Below are 21,171 nucleotides of genomic sequence, written 5' to 3' on the forward strand. Positions count from 1 at the left end.
ATGGCTCGTCGAATTATGTTAGTGCCCATTTCAACAGGCGTTGGATTGACCTCTGTCTCTGTTGGTTTGGTTCGTGCTCTTGAGCAAAAGGCAGTCAAAGTTAACTTTTTTAAACCCATTGCACAGCCTCGTTCTGGTGAAACAGGCCCAGAAAAGTCAACCCAAATTGTTACTCAAGGTTCGCCTATCACACCACCTACTCCATTTGCGCTTGCGTATGCAGAGCAAATGATTGGTGATGGTAAAGGTGATGACTTACTTGAAGAGATTGTAGAGCGCTTTGAAAATGCGATTAACAGCGATGAAGTCGCTATTATTGAAGGTATGGTGCCCACCCGCCGTCAACCTTATGCAGGGCGAGTAAATCGCGAGATTGCCCAAACTTTAGGTGCAGATATCGTATTTGTGCTTACACCAGGCAACGATACTAATGATCAAATTGAAGACCGATTAGAAATTGCTGCAGGCAACTATGGCGGTGTTGATCATGCCCGCGTACTGGGCTGTATTTTTAATAAAGTAAACGCCCCTTTAGACGAAGAAGGCCGAGCTCGCGCTGATTTAGTGGATACACATAACCCCGAACAACTTGAAAATGAACTCAATAGACTTGCCTCACTGCCCATATTTAGAAAACACCCATTTATGTTATTGGGTTCTATACCGTGGGACTTTGAGTTAGTCGCTCCTCGTGTAAAAGATTTATGTGCTTATTTAAAAGCTGAAATAATCAACGAAGGCGATATGGCGCACCGACGTTTACGCCGTGTCACTTTTTGCGCGCGTACTGTGTCAAATATTCTCAACCACTTTACGCCAGGTGCGTTATTAGTTACGCCCGGCGATCGCTCTGACGTATTAGTTGCAGCGTGTTTATCAGCCATGAACGGCACTAAAATTGGTGCTATTTTACTCACGGGTGGATTTAGACCTGAGCCTCGTATTATGACTTTGTGCGAACAAGCAATGGCAACCGGCTTACCTATTTTAATCACTGACGCCGATACTTGGCGAACATCTCTATTACTACATAACTTTAATATGGAAGTACCATGTGATGATGAACAACGAATCGATAAGGTAAAGCATCATAATGCGAGCAACATCGATTCTGACTGGCTCGATACCCTTGCTAAAAGTGTCGGTAAAACACGTAAAATGTCTCCACCAGCATTTCGCTATTTACTGACAGATAAAGCCCGACAGTTTGCTAAAACCGTGGTGCTCCCAGAGGGTAATGAGCCACGTACTATCAAAGCTGCCGCTATTTGTGGTCAACGTGGTATTGCAAAAACAATTTTACTTGGCGATCGCGAGGAAATCGAACGCATTGCCATACAACAAGGTGTTGAACTCAACGAAAATGTAACAATTATTGAGCCTCATAGTGTGATCAATGATTATATCGCGCCAATGGTTGAACTCAGAAAAAGTAAAGGCCTCACCGAAGTTGTAGCACATGAACAACTACAAGATAACGTTGTACTTGGCACCATGATGTTAGAGCGCGGTAAAGTTGATGGCCTTGTATCTGGCGCGGTCAATACCACAGCAAATACTATTCGCCCTGCACTTCAGTTGATTAAGACTGCACCGGGATCATCATTGGTCTCATCGGTATTTTTTATGCTATTACCTGATCAAGTACTTGTTTATGGTGACTGTGCAATTAACCCTGATCCAACGGCCGAACAACTCGCTGATATTGCGATTCAATCTGCTGACTCCGCCGCGGCTTTTGGCATTGAACCTCGTGTAGCCATGATAAGTTATAGCACCGGAACATCAGGCACAGGCGCAGATGTTGAAAAAGTGCGTGAAGCCACCGCACTTGCAAAGCAAAAACGCCCCGATCTGATAATCGATGGTCCATTACAATACGACGCCGCTATTATGGAAAACGTTGCACGTAAAAAAGCCCCTAACAGCCCTGTCGCAGGTAAAGCAACGGTATTTATATTCCCCGATTTAAATACCGGTAACACAACCTACAAAGCAGTGCAAAGAAGCGCTGACTTAATAAGTATTGGCCCTATGTTGCAAGGTATGAGAAAACCAGTAAACGACTTAAGCAGAGGCGCGTTGGTTGACGACATTGTTTACACAATTGCGTTAACTGCCATTCAAGCATCACAAGTTAAAAATAACGAGTGAGACATCAGTAAAGCACCTTAATTAGGTGCTTTACTTTTTGCAGTAACTAATTTTAACGCAGTTAATGAGTTATTTTAGTCCTAGAATACCTCGGAATCGCAGTCTGTCACTTATCTCTATCGCTTTTAACTCCAACGACGCTCGCATCTTGAGGTGGCTTGGGTATATACTATTAATAAGTGACTTACTGCCAAAGGGTTTAAAAATGTCAAAGCAAACATTGCAGCTTCATAGTACAGCCTTTACGATTCATAGCCTTGATGTTAATAGTGATATTCCTGCTGCGCTATTTAAAGAATCAATGTATTTTATCTCTAAAACAGTCGACGAATTATCCATCGTATGCCCCACTACATTTGAGATTGAGAGCCTTGATGCAGAAAACGATTGGTTAGCATTAGAGGTCGTAGGTCCACTTGGGTTTTCATTAACAGGGATCATGGCTGATATCTCAGGTGTTTTAGCCAAAGCGAGCATTTCAATTTTTGCTTTATCGACCTACGATACCGATTATGTTTTAGTTAAACGACAGCGTATACAAAACGCGATTACAGCACTAAAAAAAGATGGCTATCACGTACTCAACGAATCCCTTTAAGCACTATGAAATACTCTGATATTAGCTATTTACCACAACGTCAATTAGATCCCAACAGCATATCAATATGCAGCCCTTTCAGTGGTAGAGTTCGCCCATTAAGTGAGCACCCTGAGCCTTTTTTTAGTTACGGCATTCTTGGGCGAGGCATCATTGTTGAACTTACAAGTCACAAAATATTAGCACCATTTAACGGCACGTTATTGCAAGTTAAAAATGCAGGCAGTGAATTTATCTTGAAAGCAAATAATGGCTTAAAAGTATTACTAACACTGCATTTAGATACACATCAACACCATATTGCCCATACCCATATTGCCCAATTAGGCGGCAGTAAAATTATCAAAGGTGAGCGGCTTGCTTATTTTGACTTACGCGAGCTCAAAACGCCTCTACTTGCGACAATGATTTTACTCAATGGTAATAGGTTGGGAGCTGTACACTATGGTTTATCTCATGTCACAGCTGGGGTAGACTCTTTATTAACAATAACTAAGAAGTAATTTATATGACCACTCTTTACGGTATTAGCAACTGCGACACCATCAAAAAAGCCAAAAAACATTTAGCCGATCACAACATTGATTTTAAGTTCCATGATTACCGTAAAGACGGAATATCTCATGAAATGGTGAGCGAATTTGCACAACATATTGATTGGCAAGATCTGGTAAATAAGCGCGGCACGACTTATCGCCAATTATCTGATGAGCAAAAAGAAAATTTAGATAAGCAAAGCGCTTTGGCTATTTTAGTTGAGCAGCCTGCTATGATCAAACGCCCTGTACTTATCCATAACAGTAACTACCACTTAGGCTATAAAGCGGCTCAATATGATGAGATTTTTGCGTTATGAATGATCACGTAATTAAACTTGCTCAAGATCTTATACAAAAGCGCTCAGTCACCCCTGAAGACGCTAATTGCCAAGCGATGATGAATGAACGTCTGGCAAAGCTAGGTTTTAATATTGAATCACTGTTTTTTACAGACACCCTTAATACTTGGGCGCGCAAAGGAGATCGCTCTCCGCATTTTTGCTTTGCTGGTCACACTGATGTTGTCCCCACGGGACCGGAAAAAAACTGGCAGCACCCTCCCTTTTCAGGCCTGATAACAGAGGGCATGTTACATGGGCGTGGCGCAGCCGATATGAAAGGTTCATTAGCGGCCATGATTGTTGCAACAGAGCGATTTGTAACTAAACACCCAGATCACAAAGGCTCTATTTCATTTTTGATTACCTCTGATGAAGAAGGCCCTTTTATTAATGGCACAACCCGCGTTATAGACACATTAGAAGCCCGTGGTGAAAAAATTGACATGTGCTTGGTTGGTGAACCTTCATCACGTGATGTACTTGGTGATGTCGTTAAAAATGGCCGTCGAGGTTCACTTACAGGCTTTTTAACCGTAAAAGGAATACAAGGCCATGTGGCCTACCCGCAACTGGCGTTAAATCCTATCCATATTGCAGCCCCTGTACTTACTCAATTAAGCCAAACTGTATGGGATACTGGGAATGAGTTTTTCCCTGCCACTAGTTTTCAAATTTCAAATATTAATGCCGGCACTGGGGCTGGAAATGTTATTCCTGGCGAATTAGAGATTCAGTTTAATTTTCGTTTTAGCACTGAAGTCACCCATCAACAATTACAGCAACGCGTCATTGATATTCTTGACGAATATGATTTTGACTATGAGTTAAATTGGATTGTGAATGGCCAGCCTTTCATCACAGAAGGTGGCCCACTAATTGATGCCACAGTTGCGGCGATTAAATCAGTGACTGGTGTAGATACAGCTCTTGAAACTACTGGTGGTACATCGGATGGGCGCTTTATAGCGCAAACGGGCGCAAAAGTGATTGAACTTGGGCCTCGTAATGACACTATCCATAAAGTAAACGAGTGTGTAAGCACTGACGATCTTATTGCCTTGGCCGATATTTACGAGCAAATTTTAGAGCAATTATTAACATGATTTATCAACAACTCTCATCTCAGCAGCTCAGCGATTGCGCTTGCGGTCAAAGCGAGTTGTTACTCAGTGAACATAACGCTCATAAACTGCATAAAGAGATTATTGTCGATTTTAACCAACTACAAGCAGCCGCTGCGCAAGCTGGCTTTGAGCTTGCGATAGTCTCTAGTTTTCGAAGTTTTGAGCGCCAAGCACACATTTGGAATGCAAAATTTAGTGGCCAGCGCCCAGTATTAAATAAACAGCAACAAGTCGTTGATCTAACGAGTCTAACCGACATTGAAAAATGCCACGCTATTATGCTTTACTCTGCGCTACCGGGTACAAGTAGGCATCATTTCGGGACTGATCTCGATATTTTTGATAAAGCAGCCGTTCCCGCTGATTACCGATTACAACTAGAAGCGCACGAGTATCAAGATGGTGGGCCTTTTTCAGCGCTCACTCGTTGGCTTGATAAAAACCTCGCTCTGTATGGTTTTTACCGCCCATATCAATCTGATTTAGGCGGCGTTGCGCCTGAACCTTGGCACATCAGCCATGTAAAACATTCGACAACGCTAATGCAACATTTAAATATCACCGCACTAAGAGATGTGATAAATAACAGTGAGTTACTAGGAAAAGACGCTATTTTGACTCATCTGCCAATGCTTTATCAGCGCTATGTGTTGAATGTAAGCTCTGCGGTTGCTTAGCAAGTAAAAATACCATCACAGCGCCTAATATAAAGGCGCTGGCAATAATAAAACGCGCTGATAATACCTCATCTAAAAATATTGCCCCTGCAATAGCTGCAATCACTGGCACACATAATTGTACAACTGCAGCTTGTGTGCTTTTTAAAAGTGGCAATGCAATATACCAAATACTGTACCCGATGCCAGATGCTAATGCCCCCGACGCGCATGCAAGCGCAATTCCCTGCCAATTCAATTGTGCCACACTAGCGAAACCAACAATAAAAAATACGGGCAGTATCAACACGCTTCTAAAAAAATTATACGATGTAGCACGCAGTGGTGACTTGCATGCTTTACCTCTAATACTGTAAACCCCCCATGCAATACCACTTGTACACATAAGAACAGCAGGTAAAACTGAAGGCACTGTTGCTGAAGGGAGCATGAGATAAATAAATCCCATCAACGCACACATAAATGCTGCCCATTGAATCGCACTTAAGCGCTCTTTATTTATGATCCCCCACCCAATCATCGTTAATTGGACAGCACTGAATAATATTAACGCCCCACTGCCTGTATCTAACTCAATATAAGCAAGCGAAAAACACAATGCATACACAACTAAACTAATGCTACTGCGCCAACTGCCATTGTCCGGCGCGTATTCAGTGTTTACTAAACGCAGGGATGATTTTGATTGCCACAAAAGAATGACTCCCAAACATAACGCACCACTTAATAAGCGCAGCGCCGTAAAATTCCACGCATCTATATACCCATTGGCAAGTGCAATTCGGCACAACAATGAGTTGGCAGCAAAAGCGATTAAAGCTAGCAGTGTGTAAAGTATTGCTTTCAAAAATTACCCTTTAGAATTGTTTTAACCAACCTCTTTCAAGCCAGCTGTTAATTTTTTCAATTAAGAAACCCGCGATCAGCGATGGCTCTAGTTCATTTAAACAGGATTGGCATAATTGCGCAAAAGGTGTCTGCTTTTTTATCAGCGATAATAAACGGAACTCTTGTTGATCAACATAAACATATTGTGTACGGCGCTGTAAATCCCGCGCTATAACCCAACATTTTGATGATTGATGCTGAGGTTCAGGCGGTGACTGTTGCTCTTTAAGTGCCTGCCATGATTCAACCGCATTGGTATTAAAACACACTAATTGTACACTAGGCTGTAATACTAACTGCAAACTAGGCCAGTTTTCAGGTGCAATGCTTTCAAGTGCTTCAACACGTAAATGCGCAGCATCCATTGCATCAAATGCAGTTAATAGCATTCGTTCAAAAGTCGCTATTTCAGCCAATATAGGATGCTGTATAAACGGCTCCGTGGTACTTAAAAATTGCGGTAATTGATCGCAAAAATTTCTTAATGACGTAAATTTAGATGGAAAAGATTGCAAGTATCCCTCTACCATTAGTTCAAATAGGTCATCTCCTAAATAACGTCCTAACTGTTCATGATCTTGCTCTATCACTGCACGTAAACGAATTTTATAAGCATTTTGATAAATAGATAAACGTTGATTGGTATTTAATTCACCTTGCTCGGTTATATGATCTGCAAGCTTATCACTCGTCCCTTGAAGTAACGCCATAAAGTGTTGCTGTAATTGTGCTAAATCACTCATTTTTAGCCATACCTTGCCAAAAAGGCTGCACTAATTCGCGAGCCTGATCCAACTCTTTAATCAACGCCTCTAATGTGCCGATATTATCATCGCGCTCAATCATGGTGCTGACTGGCCCTAACTGCTGAGCATAGCGAGTAAATAAATCCCACACCGGCGGTGACACATCTTCATCGTGCGTATCTATAATGTGGCTACCAAAATCTTGGTGTCCTGCTAAGTGGATTTGTGCAATCGCTTTTTTTGGTATTGCATTTAAATACGTCATCGCATCAAATTGATGATTACGTGCACTGACATAAACATTATTTACATCCATTAAGTAGCGGCAACCTGTTTTATGATGTAAAGCTGCTAAAAAATCCCACTCAGTCATTTGAGATTCTTTATAAGTAAGATAACTTGAGACATTTTCAAAAATCATCTCAGTTCCTAAATACGCTTGTACTTGATGGATCCGCGATGCTAAATGCTCAAGCGATTCTTGTGTATAGGGCATAGGTAATAAGTCATGGCTATTAATATCTCCCACTTGGGTAAAACATAAATGGTCAGATACCCACTGTGGCTCAACACGGGCAATTGTTTCTTTTAATGATTTCAAGTAATCAATGTTCAACGCATTTGTTGAGCCTATCGACATCGAAACACCATGCATAACTACGGGGTAATTTTCACGAATTTTATTTAAGTAATACCAAGGTTTACCACCCGCTACAAAATAGTTTTCAGAAATAACTTCAAACCAATCTACCGCTGGTTTCTCTGTAATTATTTGTTCTAAATGGGGTGCCCGCAAACCCAAACCAAAACCTAAAAATTGCTCTTTCATATACATCCTTTCATATCTAGGCGGTAATACCACCTAGATTATTACAACCCATTTATGAATCGACAGAGCCACCAATATCACCACATGATTTAGCGGGCATTGAAACAAAGCCAGTTCCTTTACATGATGCTTGACCTGCACACGCATTATCAGCTGTTTTACAGTCATTATGGCCGCCACACACATTGACGTCATTACAATGCACTAAATCCGTTTGAGCAACAGACCCAACCCATTTATCTTTAATTGCACCACCAACATCACCACAGGCTTTCGATGGCATTGCCACAAAGCCAGTGCCTTTGCACGATGCTTGACCAGAACAGGCATTATCTGCCGTTTTACAGTCATTGTGACCGCCACACACATTTACATCGTAACAATGCACTAAGTCTGTTGTTGAATTCATATTTGCAACCGACGCTGCTGAGGTGTCTGCTTCTGTGCTATTACAGCCAACTAAACCTGCAACCATCACGGCCATTGCTGCTCCAGTAAATTTTTTCATTTTTTATTCCTCTGATTATTTAATTGTTCAAACAGCAAGACCGCTCACATCGCTGATCTATTTCAGCTTAGTGCAGTAAATGTAAAATAGTTACTACGATTTCTTACATTGTTTATCATTAACCAATCAAAAGATTATGCTAATCTATATTGAATTAATAAAAGGAGTGCCATGTGCAGCGCAGTATTTTATTTAGCTTTTGTTTCATTTTAGGAGGATGCAGTAGCATTGGTTTTAATGATCTCTTTAGCCATTACGCTCATCAAATGGCTCCTGTGCGCCACGCAGTTAACTCTAATAATATGGCGCAAGCACAAAAACTGTTACCGAGTAATGGAAAAAACCATAGCAATTACCTACTAAATCAATTAGAAAGCGCACGATTAAGTGATTTAAATAGTGAACAGGATACAGCTCAAAATTATTATGAGTCAATTTATCAGCAGATGGAAACTAAGCGTCAAGCTGCAAAGCTGCAATTAAGCGCAGGCCTTGAGCAAACAAGTGCATTACTGACGAATGACTCGGTGATAGGTTATGTACCTGCTCCCTATGAAATGAGCATGCTGCATAGTTATAAAGCTCTTAATTTCATATACAAGCGAGATATTGAAGGTGCGTTAGTTGAAGTTCGTCGAGCAAATAAAGTACAAATAGACGCGCTCGCTGAACAAGGCAATGTACTTGATGCCGTTGCCAAAGAAGCACAGCAACATTACCCAAGTATGGATGCGTTAATAAAGGATGTTAAAAATGGCTATCAAAATGCCTTCACATTTTATTTGTCTGGATTACTTTATCAATCCAATAAGCAATTTGATGATGCGTATATAGATTATAAAAAAGCCTTAGAGATTAACCCTAATAATCCATATTTACAGCAAGATGTTATGCGTCTAGCTAAACAGCAAGGATTTGAACAAGATTATGAGCAATATACACAGCGCTTCGGGCAATTAAACAGTCGAACTAATGGGGGCGAAGTTGTCATTCTCATGGAGCAAGGTTTAGTTGCACAAAAGGATGAATTTGTCCTCAGGCTGCCCATTTATACATCACGCGGGGATGCGCGTTTTTATAGCTTAGCAATGCCTGTATATAAAGATAAAGCATTTACTCCAAGTTACAGCAATATCAGTGTCAGTGATCAGGAGTTAGCATTGAGTCCATTAGTCAGAATTGAAGCATTGGCAGCCAAAACCCTTGAAGAACAAACACCAGCGCGAGTTTCAAGACAAGTATTAAGGCTTATAGCCAAAGAAAAAGTGCGTGCTGAACTTGCTCGCAGTGGCGGTGATGTTGGGAATATATTAGCAAACCTTTACAATTTGGCGTCAGAGCAAGCAGACACACGAAGCTGGCTAACATTACCAAACCAAATAAGTGTCGCGCGGACACAACTAAATGCAGGAGACCACAGTTTACAATTAAGTGGTCATAAAAATATAAATTTCACGGTTAGTAAGCAAGGGTTAACCTTAATTTACCTAACCTCTATTAATAACTATTTTAATTACCATGTAGTGCAACTTTAGGAGCAGCCATGAAATATCTAGTGCCTTTATTAGCGGTGTCTTTACTTACAGCATGTGCTGGCAGACCCACTACATCGGGAATTGCTGTAGAGGACGCATCTGCGCAATATCAGCAACAACTCAAAGTAAATAACCCACAACTTGGTAAGCGATTAGTTATTAGCGACGTAAAAACACGCCAAACAAATCAACTCACTGATGTGGTTGTTACACTTTCAAGCCAATACAAAAAGTCTCAATACTTACAGTATCAATTTACCTGGTTTGATGGCGATGGGTTTGTTATTAAAGGAAATCACTCACCTTGGCAGGCGCTTACTTTATTTGGCTTAGCCAATATACAACTGCCTGGGCTTGCACCTACACAAGAAGCGGTTACATTTTCACTTGCTGTGCGCGAAGTATCGACACAAGCTCAAGAATTTAAAGAATAAAGGAAAACATAATGAACACAGTAAACACACCTAACAAGCCATCTTTAAAAGCACTCTCTGGCTATGCCTTAATAGGCCTAAGTGCCTTGGCGCTTAGTGGTTGTGCAAACAAAGCCGTCGTTAGTTATGGCGATGCACAAGCAGTAGAAACAACCGATATTAACTTTGGATCAACCGACCTGCAAAAAGTAGCCAGTCAAATGACTGACTCATTACTTGCTTCACCGGTTGTTGGCACAATGACGGCAAATAGTCGCCCAATCGTTTTTGTTGAACGTATAAAAAACAAAACCAGTGAGCATATTGATAGCGAATCAATTACTGATTCAATCTCTACACAATTACTCCGCAGCGGTAAATTTCGCTTTGTTGATATGACCCGTGTAGAAGCTGTTCGAGAGCAACTTAATTTTCAAAATGACGACGCATTAGTTAATCCATCTACAGCCATCGCATTTGGTCAACAAGTCGGTGCTCAGTACATGCTGTACGGTAACCTTTCAAGTATTGTAAAATCGAATAAAGATAAAGCCGATGTATATTACAAATTTACAATGCGTTTGATGGATTTGAAAAGCGGTTTAGTAGAGTGGGCTGACGAAACTGAAATTCGTAAAACACGCGAAAAATCAACATTTGGTTGGTAAAAATCAACAAAAACTTATTAACTAGCCATTATAGCGACTGATAATTAGCTATCTGCTCACTATAAATATCGCTGTTTAATTATTTGTTTTGAAAACAGTCTGGGAAATGCGTTATGAAAACTCTAACCTTAGCATTTATTTGTACACTACTTGCCAGTAGCCCAAGTTTTGCAGCCTATGAGCGAAACAAAGCGGTGCCTGTACAGCAAGTGTTATTTGGCGAAGTAAAGTCTGTTCGTAACATCACGCAACAAGAGTTAGTACAAGACAAAAGTAGCGGCTGGAAAACCTTTGGTGGTGCATTGCTTGGGGGGGTTATAGGTAACCAATTTGGTGGCGGAAGCGGTCGAACAGCTGCAACCATTTTAGGATCTGTAATTGGTGGTAATATTGCGCATAATAAGCAACGCAGTAGCTACTATGAGCAGTACCACCTAGTTGAGTTAATGATCCGTGTTGAGAACGGTGAACAATTTATGGTGGTTCAAGATAAAGATAATCAGATGCACTTTAGCACTGGTGACGATGTTCGCTTAGTTTACCTATCAGACAACACCGTGCGCGTAGATAAAGCCTTCTAAGTGACTAATAAAACCAAAAAGCGAGCCCATTAGCTCGCTTTTTTAATAGGCTTTGCATTTAGCCTTGGCGATAACCATTAAAAAATCGCTGCATTTTCCCCATCGCCACACTTAAGTCATCTTTATTAGGTAAAAATACTAATCTAAAGTGATCTGGGTTTGGCCAATTAAATGCCCTACCGTGTACTAATAAAATTTTCTCGGCTTTGAGTAAATCTAAAATCATTTTTTCATCATTTTTGATATTAAAGCGCTCGGTGTCTACTTTGGCAAACGCATACAGTGCGCCTTTTGGTTTAGTACACGAAATACCTTCAATAGCGTTTAGGCCACGCCATGCAATATCTCTTTGCTCGTATAAGCGCCCACCAGGATCAATTAGGCTATCAATAGACTGGACACCACCTAGAGCTTGCTGAATGGCATATTGTGCTGGTACATTTGCGCATAACCGCATTGATGCAAGAATATCTAGACCTTTACGAAGATCATCCATCAAATCGGTGCGACCACTTAATACCATCCACCCCATTCGTAAGCCTGCAGCTCGGTAAGTTTTTGCTAAGCCGTTGAACGTAATAATTGGTACATCATCACACAATGCGCCAATTGAGCTATGCGTAATGCCGTCATATAAAATTTTCTCGTAAATTTCATCACTCAACAACAGTAACTTATGTTCACGAGCGACATCTATCAACTGCTGTAATAGTGCATCATCGTAAACAGCACCTGTTGGGTTGTTTGGATTTATTAAAACCAACGCTTTGGTTTTTGATGTGATTTTACTGCGAATATCGGCAATATCAGGAAACCAATCTTGCTCTTCATCACATAAATAATGAACTGGATTGCCACCTGCTAACTTAACTGACGCAGTCCATAATGGGTAATCAGGCGCAGGGATCAGCACTTCATCATCATTATTGAGTAAAGCTTGGGTAGTCATTTGAATTAATTCACTGACCCCATTCCCAATGTATATATTGTCAACATCTAAATTGAACAAACCACGTTGCTGATAGTGCTGATAAATAGCCACACGGGCTGAGTAAAGGCCTTTAGAGTCACAATAGCCTTGGGCTGAATAAAGGTTACGAATAATATCGCGGTGCATATCTTCAGGCATATCAAAGCCGAATGCCGCAGGGTTACCAATATTCAATTTTAAAACTTTTTGGCCTTCGTCTTCCATTTTGCGCGCCTGAACTAATACCGGCCCACGAATATCATAACAAACGCCTTGTAATTTATGACTCTTTTTAATTTCTGACATTTTTACCTCTACTAGTGAATGGTTAGACTAACCTAGTAAAGGGGCAAAACACCAGCCTATTTAGCATCATAAAACTGAAAAAAATTCATTTTATTTTAACGGCTTTGCAACCATTGGGTTAACTTGTCTTTAGCCCCTGCGACTTGGCTTTCAAGCTGTTCTGTTGCCGCCACTGCCTGAGATAAATCGCCATTATTTAAGCTTTGCTCAATATCGCGTGCAACATCAGATAAGCTACTGGCACCAAACTGTGCCGCATTAGACTTTAGACTATGGGCGTGGCGAGTCGCTGTTGGGACATCGCTATGGATTGTGGCTAGAATCTCGCCTCCCAAGCGCTCAAATTCAGCGCAGCAAAACATCAATGTGTCATCAAACTGCTCGCCTAATAATGACTCCATACCTTCCAACGCGCCTTCATCAATAATTACCGTGTTCATTTTTTTATCCTTTTTTTACTCGTGTTTTAATCACAAGTAACTAGTTAATAATCCTACTTTATATTTATAGAGAAAAAAATCCACTTAAAAAAGTGATTAAGCGTATAATTGCTGAGTTTTCAAACTAACAAATTACTAAATAGATTATTTTATGTCTCGTTTATTGTGTACTCATTGTAAATTTAGCCTAACAACCTGCCTTTGTGAAGATATATCACAACTTAAAAACAGCATAAAAGTTATTATCTTACAGCATCCTAGTGAAATAAAAGTGACGAAAAATACAGCTCGCCTACTTTCTTTGAGCCTCACACAGTGTGAAATTAAAGTCGGAGAAAGTGAATCTGACTTCACGAGCATATTAGATCTACCAATTCAAACGACAGCATTACTATACCCTGATAAAACAGCGTTGCTATTAGATGATAGTACAACTAATACCTCGCAATTTAGCAAAACGCTCACGCATCTTATCGTGCTTGATGGAACATGGAAAAAAGCATATAAAATTATGCAAATGACCCCCTCTCTTAACGCTTTTCAAAAAGTAAGCTTTAAAGAAATACCAAAAAACCGTTATAGGATTCGTAAAGCTCCTCGCTTAGACAGTTTATCAACGCTTGAAGCCGTAGCACACAGTTTAGCGCTTATTGAGAGCATAGATCCTCAGCCACTGTACACAATGTTAGAATCACTCAATAAAAAGCAAACTCAGTTTATGCCTGAACATGTTAAAGCTCGCTATCAACCCATATGACGTATACCAATCGATTAAAAGCGGGTTTCTTTCGTCAAGGCCCTGATTACCGATTTGAGGATCAAGTCGACTTTAATGAAATTCGTGACACCTTTGGATTTAAAACCATGGTGGTTGGTAAATGGGTTACCAAAGAAGAGCGATTAGTGAGCGCCAATTTAATTTATGATGCCCTTGCAGATTTAGCACAAATTTTACAAATACCACCCACTGCAATTGGCCTAAGAGGGAACCTAAATTTTGCATTTGGCCATGGCGGGCAACAAAATGTCCAAGCACATTATAATAGTAGTACCCGCACTTTAGCCTTAGCAAAAAATGCAGGCGGCGGCGCGCTTGCCCATGAATGGTTTCATGCTTTTGATCACCATATTACTAAGCACTTATTTCCACTTCACTCATCGCGTCATTTTGCATCTAAACTGTGGCTTGAACACAGTGTCGTTCAATCTCACCCTATTAATCTTATATTAAGTGAATTTTATAAGGGGGTGTTTTTAGATAATCAGGGGAAAAATGCCAATCAATATGTACATCAATGCATGGTTTTTGATAAGCAGCACCAGCAATTCTATATGAGCATGCCTGAAGAGCTTGCAGCACGATGTTTCGAGGCTTGTATTAGCCATCAAAAAAACATCGTTAATCACTTTCTCGTATCAGGCATAACTAATTCAACACTTATTTACCCCGATCAGAAAATGTGTAATGACTGTATTGAACCACTTAGCAGTTATTTTTTTCAATTGGGGCAACGACTGTTTCAACATCCTTAGAAACACTTCTACTTTTTGATAACCAAGCTAAGTACTGTGTAAAAGCCATAGGTCGCGAAAAATAGTAACCCTGCCCAACATGACAACCATATTCTTGGAGTTTATTTAAGCTTGCTTTATCTTCAATGCCTTCAGCAACCACATATGAATCGAGTGATCTTGCAATATCACATGTGGCACGACAAATCGTTTGATCATTTTTAGAGTATTCAATGTTCATAACAAATTGCTTGTCTATTTTAATTTCATCAAAGCCCATTTTACTTAAATAGGCTAATGAAGAATAACCAGTGCCAAAGTCATCAATAGCAATTTTTAAACCAATTAATCTGTAATCATTTAAGGCTGTTTTTATGTTCATGCCTTCATCTAATGTGGCTGATTCGGTCAGTTCTAACATGATATTTTCAGGGTCAAGCTGATACTCATTCATTAATGTAATAAATAATACTGGTAAATCTTTATTTAGTAAGTCTTTAGCAGAAATATTAACCGACATTATATGTTCAGGATAAAGCTCAATTAAAAGTCTTTGGCACTTAAGTGCTTCAGCGACAACCCACTCGGTCAATTCTGATATCAATCCCGTTGACTCACTAATTGGAATAAATTGATCTGGCGGTATATGCCCTAGTACAGGGTGCTCCCACCGTAATAGTGCCTCTGCACCATGGATTTCTCCTGTTTTTAGGTTAATCTGAGGTTGAAAATATAAGCTAAGCTGATCTTCATCAATTGCTTCTCTCAATGCTGATGCAATCGCTCGTTTATGCCGTGAAATTGTAGAGCTTTCGGCACTATACATATGCCAGCGTTCACCATGTAAAGGTTTTACACTCAAAGCCTGTAATCCTCGCTGTATCAGTTCACTGCCCGTTTTTGCATGCAATGGATAATTTGCAACGCCAAAGTCCACGCGGTCCACTAATTGTGTATTGTTATGATTAACCCCTTCTGCAAATACACCATTGGTAACGCACACAAATTGCTCTATTTGACTCAATTCAAGTAAGCCCGGAATAATAAAAGCAAAAATACCATCATCAAACCTTGCAATAAAATGGCGCACATTTAATTTTGATTCAATCCCAAGCGCATTATTCACAGCAAGTTGATCTGCTAACTTTTGCATAAAAACTTTAATTTGCTCGTTTGCATGGCCATAACCAAAGTTAGCGCGGCTATTTAGTAATGCAGCAGGTCTAAATAAAACTAAACTGTGCGCTTGTTTAAGCTTAACTTGTGTAGCCAAACGCCTGAGTAAAAGCTGTTTATTAGGTAAACCTGTGTCTTCATCATGAGTCAAACTCTCATTATATTTCACAACACGGGAACGATCTTTTACCAAAATAATACCCACTAAAATAATGGAGTTAAAAATTGCAAAAACATCATTAACTAAAAATTGAGGTGTTAGCATTATGAGTGTGAGTGACCATGCTACTGCTTGTGTAAATATGCCTCCCCAAAGTAAAAGAGATAAGCCCCCATGTATTTTTTTTAACTGCCACCATTTATAAAACAAATGAACAAGTAGCCCTGTAATTACAGCAAAACAAACCGCCATCACATAATGGCTATTTATATAACCTAACAAGTTATAAATAATAGCCACACAGCTAATACTTATTAAAGTAGGGTGAAGTTTCTGTTTATATGCCTTTAATAGCTGCTGTTCACAACTAATATGAGCAAGATAAAGGCACATACACGCCAATGAGAGCAAAGAGAATACAGTGTACGTTTGATCCCCTAAATTTGGGTTTTGAAAGCCCGCACTTACTAAACAAGCGAGTACAGCACAGCCGATATAACCCAAAAGGTAAAAGAATTTAAATCGATAGAGTAAAAAATTCAAACTAGCAACAATAGCAAAGTTCAAAAGCAAAATAGTGACTATAGCGCCAAGAAGAGCGGGCTTATTTTGTACCGTTTTATAAAGCGTATTATTTATTACGAGTTCTAAAGCCGGATTTTGGTTTGACGTAAGATAAGTCAATTGTGGATTTTTAATCACTTGGCTCTTAAAAATAGGGGAGCGTATAGCAAGGTTTTTCTGAATATATAAACCTCTCACATCACTGAAAAAGTCCTCATGTACTAGGTTATTAATAGCAAGTGTATTTTGCACATCCAATAAACGTTGCACAGGCACGCTATGGCTATTAGGTGCATAAATACTAAAGATTAGTACCACCACAAGCATTAACATTTGAACCAATCCGTTGTTTATCTTCACTTTCACCTCAAGTGCTATCAATTATTTTGCGAAAAATCGACTGACTACAATAGAAGTATGGTGGTATTAGGTAAAATTACCAATAAATTGGTCATTGATCTTAATGAAACAAAAAAGGCTTACCAAGTGATAAGCCTTTTTTGGTATTCATTTTAATTAATTACTATCATCACTAATGCGACTTGCAACAGCACTAGTTTGGTCTTTGTATTTCGCGTCTTTACGGGTATTGTAAGGGTTTTCAGCAGGTCCTGACATTGTCTCAAAACTCATAGCGCCTATTTTCATCATCGGGCGCAGCGCGAGTGGCAACTTACCTGAGTTATAGAATTCTAATACAATGTTACCTGACCAACCCGGATCAATACGATGTGCAGTCACATGTACCATTAAACCCAAACGCGCTAACGATGAACGTCCATCAAGCCAACCCACGATATCAGCAGGTAACGTGACCTTTTCGTAAGTCATTGCTAATGCTAATTCACCCGGGTGTAAAAAAAACGCATCACCCTCTTTTAGCACTATTTCATCGCTCATTATCGATTCCATTGCTTTATTAAGCTGATCTTTAGGACCACTTAAATCAACATAGGCTGCGGTATGATCTTGAAATACACGAAACTTATTACCTAAACGTAAATCTGCCGTCACCCCTGAAATCATGTCATCCGTTGGGCTTGGCTCTATAATAATACGTTGTTGTGCAATATATTCTTTAATATGGGTATCTGATAATCTCATTATTTAATCATCCGTAATCACGATTTCTACTGAATCATGATGTGGTTGTTGATAGTAAAGCATACTGGCAATCAACCGCGCAGTATCAGCATAAATTTTACTGACTGTCGTTTGATTATCCAGAGCAATTAATTTTCCTTGCTCTGAGTATTCGCGGATATTGATCGCTAAAGGAATATGTGACAGCACAGGAACACCGTGACGCTGCGCTAATTTAATTGCACCATCTTTACCAAACACATGGTTTGGTTCACCACAGTGTGAGCATAAAAAGTGGCTCATATTTTCAATTAAGCCAAGCACTGGTACATTAACTTTATTAAACATTGCAATGCCTTTTTGCGCATCAGCAAGGGCTAAATCTTGTGGGGTTGTCACTATAACAGTCCCACTGGCGGGTACTTTTTGGCTCATCGTTAGCTGAATATCGCCAGTACCTGGCGGCATATCAACAATTAAATAATCCAACTCGCCCCATGCAGTTTCATTAAGCAACTGATTAACTGCACCCGACGCCATAGGGCCACGCCACACAGTAGCGTCATCGCTAGGGACTAAAAAACCAATTGATTGTGCCTTAATTCCATTCGCATCAAATGGCATTAATTGCTTATCGTCTTTTGAAGAAGGCTCTGCGCCGACTAAACCCAAAAGCATCGGGATCGATGGACCATAAATATCAGCATCTAAAATGCCCACTTTGGCGCCTTCGGCTTTGAGCGCTCCTGCAATATTAACCGCCGTGGTCGACTTTCCGACACCACCTTTGCCTGAGGCAATTAATACAATATGTTTAATTTTTTTAAATTTACATTGGGGAGGCAATGCTACACACGCTGTAATTGTAACAACCTGATTGAGCCTTTCGCTAACAAACGCTGCGACTGCTGGCATTTCTGATTGCGCAGCAAAAGGCAAGGTTAAGCTGATCAGCAATGACTTATCTTTACCCAGCTCAACATCGTTAATAAATTTTTCATCAACGCCGACAGCGAAAACAGCGCTTCGATAAGCGGCTAAGGCAGTAATAATCGGTTGTTTTTGCACCGATTTAGAGGAGAATAGTTTCGACAGTCCAAACATAGCAATAAAATAGTGTTTCTTTGATGAAAATTGCCTCGGAATTATGTAACATTCAGGGCATTAACACCAGTCAATTAATGAAAATCGGCTAGCCTTGAAGGCGTTTGCTTTAGGTTTGCTGATAATATTATGATTTTCATCCGTTCCTTAACTGGAACCGTCAATTCGGAATGATTATGACACAGCGAAAGATCCTCATTACCAGCGCATTACCTTATGCCAATGGCCCTACACATTTAGGTCATTTATTGGAATATATTCAAACTGATATTTGGTCACGTTTTCAAAAACTGCAAGGCCACGAAGCTTATTATGTTTGCGCCGACGATGCTCATGGCACGCCAATAATGCTCAATGCGCAAAAGCAAGGGATCACGCCAGAAGAAATGGTTAAAAATGTCAGTATTGAGCGTCAACGTGACTTCGCTGATTTCAATATCAAATTTGATAACTACCACAGCACTCATAGCCAAGAAAACAAAGAATTAAGTGAACTGATTTATAATCGCCTTAACGACGCCGGTCATATTAAAAAACACACTATTTCACAGTTATTTGACCCTGAAAAAGGCATTTTCTTACCCGACCGTTTTGTAACGGGTACGTGCCCTACCTGTAAGTCTGAAGATCAAAATGGTGACAGCTGTGATGCTTGTGGTGCAACATACAGCCCAACAGAGCTAATCAACCCGCGCTCTGTTATGTCAGGTGCTGAGCCTGTATTAAAAGATTCTGAGCACTACTTTTTTGACTTACCCGCATTTGAAGGCATGCTAAAAGAGTGGTTACACTCTGGTAGTATCCAACAAGAAATGGCAAACAAGCTAGACGAATGGTTTGCCGATGGCTTACAACAGTGGGATATCAGCCGTGATGCACCGTATTTTGGTTTTGAAATTCCAGGTGCGCCAGGTAAATACTTTTATGTATGGCTAGATGCCCCAATTGGTTACATGGCCAGCTTTAAAAACCTATGTGATAAACAAGGCATCGACTTTGATGCATTTTGGCAAGAAGGCTCTGATGCTGAGCTTTACCACTTTATCGGTAAAGACATCATCTACTTCCACAGCTTATTTTGGCCAGCAATGCTTGAAGGCGCAAAATTCAGAAAGCCAACCAATGTATTCGCCCACGGTTTTGTAACGGTTAATGGCGCTAAAATGTCTAAATCAAAAGGTACGTTTATTAAAGCGCGTACTTATTTAGATAACTTAGACCCTGAATTTTTACGTTATTACTACGCAGCAAAACTTAACAGCGGTATTACCGACCTTGACTTAAACTTAGAAGATTTTGCCCTACGTGTAAATTCAGACTTAGTGGGTAAAGTGGTTAATATTGCCAGCCGTTGTGCCGGATTTATCACTAAAAAGTTTGACGGTAAATTAAGTGATACTGTAATGGATCCAAAATTATTGGCCGAATTCCAAGCAGCCACTGATACTGTAGCCCAGCACTATGAAAACCGTGATTACAGCCGCGCAATTCGTGAAATTATGTCTCTTGCTGATAAAGCCAACCAATTTATTGATACCGCAGCACCATGGGTATTAATCAAAGACGAAGCCAAGCAAGAAGAAGCGCATCAAGTGTGCTCACTTGGCCTTAACTTATTCCGCGTATTAATGACTTACTTAAAACCAGTGTTACCAGGTATGGCAAGTAATGTAGAAGCGTTTTTAAATGACGAGCTATCATGGCAAGGCGCGCAAACTGCGCTAATAAGTCACCCAATCAATAAATTTAAGCCGTTAATGCAACGTGTAGAAATGGATAAAGTAAACAAAATGGTTGAAGAATCAAAAGAAAGCTTGTTAGCAGCAAAAGACAAAATAGATCCAAACAGCCCTCTTGCAAAAGAACCCATTGCTGCTGAAATCGAATTTGATGATTTTGCAAAAGTTGATTTACGTGTTGCTAAAATTGCTAAAGCAGAACACGTAGAAGGCGCTGATAAGCTACTAAAGCTTACCCTTGATTTAGGCGGCGAAACTCGTCAAGTGTTTGCGGGTATAAAATCGGCCTACGCACCTGAAGACATTGAAGGTAAACTCACTGTAATGGTAGCAAACCTAAAACCACGTAAAATGCGCTTTGGTATGTCAGAAGGCATGGTGCTAGCCGCAGGCCCTGGTGGTAAAGAAATTTACATTCTCAACCCAGACGATGGTTCAGAGCCAGGTATGCGTGTAATGTAAATGTAATTCGACTTACGAATACTAAAAAGCCGTTGTTTAAAAACAACGGCTTTT

22 protein-coding genes are annotated in these 21,171 nt (G+C 40.1%); 13 read left to right on the top strand and 9 right to left on the bottom strand.

The annotated features are described in order from the left end of the window. The 6 genes from pta (at position 1) to HH219_RS18400 (ending at position 5,433) form a co-directional block, all read left to right on the top strand. The gene (gene pta, locus HH219_RS18375; RefSeq protein ID WP_054455665.1) at positions 1-2,154 is read left to right on the top strand and encodes a phosphate acetyltransferase; all 2,154 of its coding nucleotides are present in this window, start codon (positions 1-3) and stop codon (positions 2,152-2,154) included. Positions 2,155-2,359: 205 nt separating this feature from the next. Continuing rightward, positions 2,360-2,752 carry an ACT domain-containing protein gene (locus tag HH219_RS18380; RefSeq protein ID WP_169328280.1) on the top strand — a complete coding sequence of 131 codons (393 nt, stop codon included), beginning with the start codon at positions 2,360-2,362 and terminating at the stop codon, positions 2,750-2,752. Positions 2,753-2,757: 5 nt separating this feature from the next. Beyond that, positions 2,758-3,255, top strand: coding sequence for a PTS glucose transporter subunit IIA (locus HH219_RS18385; protein WP_169328281.1), 498 nt, complete (start codon positions 2,758-2,760; stop codon positions 3,253-3,255). A gap of 5 nt (positions 3,256-3,260) precedes the next feature. Then, positions 3,261-3,608 (top strand): ArsC family reductase, encoded by a 348-nt coding sequence (locus HH219_RS18390; RefSeq protein WP_054206518.1) that lies wholly within the window; start codon positions 3,261-3,263, stop codon positions 3,606-3,608. Further along, entirely contained in the window at positions 3,605-4,735 is a 1,131-nt protein-coding gene (gene dapE, locus HH219_RS18395) for a succinyl-diaminopimelate desuccinylase (RefSeq protein WP_169328282.1), read from the top strand. Before HH219_RS18390 ends, dapE begins: the two co-directional genes overlap by 4 nt. After that, a complete protein-coding gene (locus tag HH219_RS18400; RefSeq protein WP_054206516.1) occupies positions 4,732-5,433 on the top strand; it encodes a M15 family metallopeptidase in 702 nt (233 codons plus the stop codon). Before dapE ends, HH219_RS18400 begins: the two co-directional genes overlap by 4 nt. On the opposite strand, the gene HH219_RS18405 is transcribed toward HH219_RS18400, so the two are convergent. The 4 genes from HH219_RS18405 to HH219_RS18420 are packed head-to-tail and all read right to left on the bottom strand — an operon-like array spanning position 5,366 to position 8,404. Then, entirely contained in the window at positions 5,366-6,280 is a 915-nt protein-coding gene (locus HH219_RS18405; RefSeq protein ID WP_054206515.1) for a DMT family transporter, read from the bottom strand. The two genes, HH219_RS18400 and HH219_RS18405, sit on opposite strands and share 68 nt — an antisense overlap. Before the next feature lie 10 nt (positions 6,281-6,290). Beyond that, complete coding sequence (locus tag HH219_RS18410; RefSeq protein WP_169328283.1) at positions 6,291-7,064, bottom strand: DNA-binding domain-containing protein; 774 nt, start codon at positions 7,062-7,064, stop codon at positions 6,291-6,293. Further along, a complete protein-coding gene (locus HH219_RS18415) occupies positions 7,057-7,896 on the bottom strand; it encodes a DUF692 domain-containing protein (RefSeq protein WP_054206513.1) in 840 nt (279 codons plus the stop codon). The genes HH219_RS18410 and HH219_RS18415 overlap by 8 nt, the downstream gene beginning before the upstream one ends. A 52-nt stretch (positions 7,897-7,948) precedes the next feature. Continuing rightward, complete coding sequence (locus tag HH219_RS18420) at positions 7,949-8,404, bottom strand: hypothetical protein (protein WP_054206512.1); 456 nt, start codon at positions 8,402-8,404, stop codon at positions 7,949-7,951. Positions 8,405-8,577: 173 nt separating this feature from the next. Between HH219_RS18420 and HH219_RS18425 the strand changes: the two genes are divergently transcribed. The 4 genes from HH219_RS18425 (at position 8,578) to HH219_RS18440 (ending at position 11,601) form a co-directional block, all read left to right on the top strand. Continuing rightward, the gene (locus HH219_RS18425; protein ID WP_169328284.1) at positions 8,578-9,939 is read left to right on the top strand and encodes an adenine DNA methylase; all 1,362 of its coding nucleotides are present in this window, start codon (positions 8,578-8,580) and stop codon (positions 9,937-9,939) included. Positions 9,940-9,947: 8 nt separating this feature from the next. Then, complete coding sequence (locus HH219_RS18430) at positions 9,948-10,373, top strand: YcfL family protein (RefSeq protein WP_169328285.1); 426 nt, start codon at positions 9,948-9,950, stop codon at positions 10,371-10,373. An 11-nt stretch (positions 10,374-10,384) separates the two neighbouring features. Further along, positions 10,385-11,020, top strand: a complete 636-nt coding sequence (gene lpoB / locus HH219_RS18435) for a penicillin-binding protein activator LpoB (RefSeq protein WP_054455652.1) — start codon at positions 10,385-10,387, stop codon at positions 11,018-11,020. 113 nt (positions 11,021-11,133) lie between these two features. Further along, positions 11,134-11,601, top strand: a complete 468-nt coding sequence (locus HH219_RS18440; protein WP_169328286.1) for a glycine zipper 2TM domain-containing protein — start codon at positions 11,134-11,136, stop codon at positions 11,599-11,601. A 58-nt stretch (positions 11,602-11,659) separates the two neighbouring features. Here the strand turns inward: HH219_RS18440 and HH219_RS18445 are convergent, their stop codons facing one another. Together HH219_RS18445 and HH219_RS18450 are read right to left on the bottom strand one after the other, a co-directional pair. Further along, entirely contained in the window at positions 11,660-12,877 is a 1,218-nt protein-coding gene (locus tag HH219_RS18445) for a pyridoxal phosphate-dependent aminotransferase (RefSeq protein ID WP_054206507.1), read from the bottom strand. Positions 12,878-12,972: 95 nt separating this feature from the next. Further along, positions 12,973-13,317, bottom strand: a complete 345-nt coding sequence (locus tag HH219_RS18450) for an Hpt domain-containing protein (protein WP_054206506.1) — start codon at positions 13,315-13,317, stop codon at positions 12,973-12,975. Between the two features lie 151 nt (positions 13,318-13,468). Here HH219_RS18450 and HH219_RS18455 point away from each other — a divergent pair, with 151 nt between their 5' ends. Together HH219_RS18455 and HH219_RS18460 are read left to right on the top strand one after the other, a co-directional pair. Then, positions 13,469-14,074 carry a tRNA-uridine aminocarboxypropyltransferase gene (locus HH219_RS18455; RefSeq protein ID WP_054455646.1) on the top strand — a complete coding sequence of 202 codons (606 nt, stop codon included), beginning with the start codon at positions 13,469-13,471 and terminating at the stop codon, positions 14,072-14,074. After that, positions 14,071-14,850, top strand: coding sequence for a CLCA_X family protein (locus tag HH219_RS18460; RefSeq protein ID WP_169328287.1), 780 nt, complete (start codon positions 14,071-14,073; stop codon positions 14,848-14,850). Before HH219_RS18455 ends, HH219_RS18460 begins: the two co-directional genes overlap by 4 nt. Here HH219_RS18460 and HH219_RS22430 read toward each other — a convergent pair. From HH219_RS22430 to apbC, 3 genes are all read right to left on the bottom strand, one after another. Further along, positions 14,801-17,095 (bottom strand): GGDEF domain-containing phosphodiesterase, encoded by a 2,295-nt coding sequence (locus HH219_RS22430; RefSeq protein ID WP_169328288.1) that lies wholly within the window; start codon positions 17,093-17,095, stop codon positions 14,801-14,803. The two genes, HH219_RS18460 and HH219_RS22430, sit on opposite strands and share 50 nt — an antisense overlap. Positions 17,096-17,245: 150 nt before the next feature. Then, positions 17,246-17,833 (bottom strand): dCTP deaminase, encoded by a 588-nt coding sequence (gene dcd, locus HH219_RS18470; RefSeq protein WP_054206502.1) that lies wholly within the window; start codon positions 17,831-17,833, stop codon positions 17,246-17,248. Between the two features lie 3 nt (positions 17,834-17,836). Then, positions 17,837-18,916, bottom strand: a complete 1,080-nt coding sequence (gene apbC, locus HH219_RS18475) for an iron-sulfur cluster carrier protein ApbC (protein ID WP_054206501.1) — start codon at positions 18,914-18,916, stop codon at positions 17,837-17,839. Between the two features lie 176 nt (positions 18,917-19,092). Between apbC and metG the strand changes: the two genes are divergently transcribed. Then, positions 19,093-21,117 (top strand): methionine--tRNA ligase, encoded by a 2,025-nt coding sequence (gene metG, locus HH219_RS18480; protein ID WP_054206500.1) that lies wholly within the window; start codon positions 19,093-19,095, stop codon positions 21,115-21,117. Positions 21,118-21,171 lie beyond the last annotated feature (54 nt).

Origin of the sequence: Pseudoalteromonas sp. NEC-BIFX-2020_015 (genome assembly GCF_012952265.1) — a bacterium.
Lineage (GTDB): Bacteria > Pseudomonadota > Gammaproteobacteria > Enterobacterales > Alteromonadaceae > Pseudoalteromonas > Pseudoalteromonas neustonica.

Bases quoted from the DNA above. Each gene is read 5' to 3' on its own strand.
- pta (WP_054455665.1), top strand. From the start codon at position 1: ATGGCTCGTCGAATTATGTTAGTGCCCATTTCAACAGGCGTTGGATTG.
- HH219_RS18380 (WP_169328280.1), top strand. From the start codon at position 2,360: ATGTCAAAGCAAACATTGCAGCTTCATAGTACAGCCTTTACGATTCAT.
- HH219_RS18385 (WP_169328281.1), top strand. From the start codon at position 2,758: ATGAAATACTCTGATATTAGCTATTTACCACAACGTCAATTAGATCCC.
- HH219_RS18390 (WP_054206518.1), top strand. From the start codon at position 3,261: ATGACCACTCTTTACGGTATTAGCAACTGCGACACCATCAAAAAAGCC.
- dapE (WP_169328282.1), top strand. From the start codon at position 3,605: ATGAATGATCACGTAATTAAACTTGCTCAAGATCTTATACAAAAGCGC.
- HH219_RS18400 (WP_054206516.1), top strand. From the start codon at position 4,732: ATGATTTATCAACAACTCTCATCTCAGCAGCTCAGCGATTGCGCTTGC.
- HH219_RS18410 (WP_169328283.1), bottom strand. From the start codon at position 7,064: ATGAGTGATTTAGCACAATTACAGCAACACTTTATGGCGTTACTTCAA.
- HH219_RS18415 (WP_054206513.1), bottom strand. From the start codon at position 7,896: ATGAAAGAGCAATTTTTAGGTTTTGGTTTGGGTTTGCGGGCACCCCAT.
- HH219_RS18420 (WP_054206512.1), bottom strand. From the start codon at position 8,404: ATGAAAAAATTTACTGGAGCAGCAATGGCCGTGATGGTTGCAGGTTTA.
- HH219_RS18430 (WP_169328285.1), top strand. From the start codon at position 9,948: ATGAAATATCTAGTGCCTTTATTAGCGGTGTCTTTACTTACAGCATGT.
- lpoB (WP_054455652.1), top strand. From the start codon at position 10,385: ATGAACACAGTAAACACACCTAACAAGCCATCTTTAAAAGCACTCTCT.
- HH219_RS18440 (WP_169328286.1), top strand. From the start codon at position 11,134: ATGAAAACTCTAACCTTAGCATTTATTTGTACACTACTTGCCAGTAGC.
- HH219_RS18445 (WP_054206507.1), bottom strand. From the start codon at position 12,877: ATGTCAGAAATTAAAAAGAGTCATAAATTACAAGGCGTTTGTTATGAT.
- HH219_RS18450 (WP_054206506.1), bottom strand. From the start codon at position 13,317: ATGAACACGGTAATTATTGATGAAGGCGCGTTGGAAGGTATGGAGTCA.
- HH219_RS18455 (WP_054455646.1), top strand. From the start codon at position 13,469: ATGTCTCGTTTATTGTGTACTCATTGTAAATTTAGCCTAACAACCTGC.
- HH219_RS18460 (WP_169328287.1), top strand. From the start codon at position 14,071: ATGACGTATACCAATCGATTAAAAGCGGGTTTCTTTCGTCAAGGCCCT.
- dcd (WP_054206502.1), bottom strand. From the start codon at position 17,833: ATGAGATTATCAGATACCCATATTAAAGAATATATTGCACAACAACGT.
- apbC (WP_054206501.1), bottom strand. From the start codon at position 18,916: ATGTTTGGACTGTCGAAACTATTCTCCTCTAAATCGGTGCAAAAACAA.
- metG (WP_054206500.1), top strand. From the start codon at position 19,093: ATGACACAGCGAAAGATCCTCATTACCAGCGCATTACCTTATGCCAAT.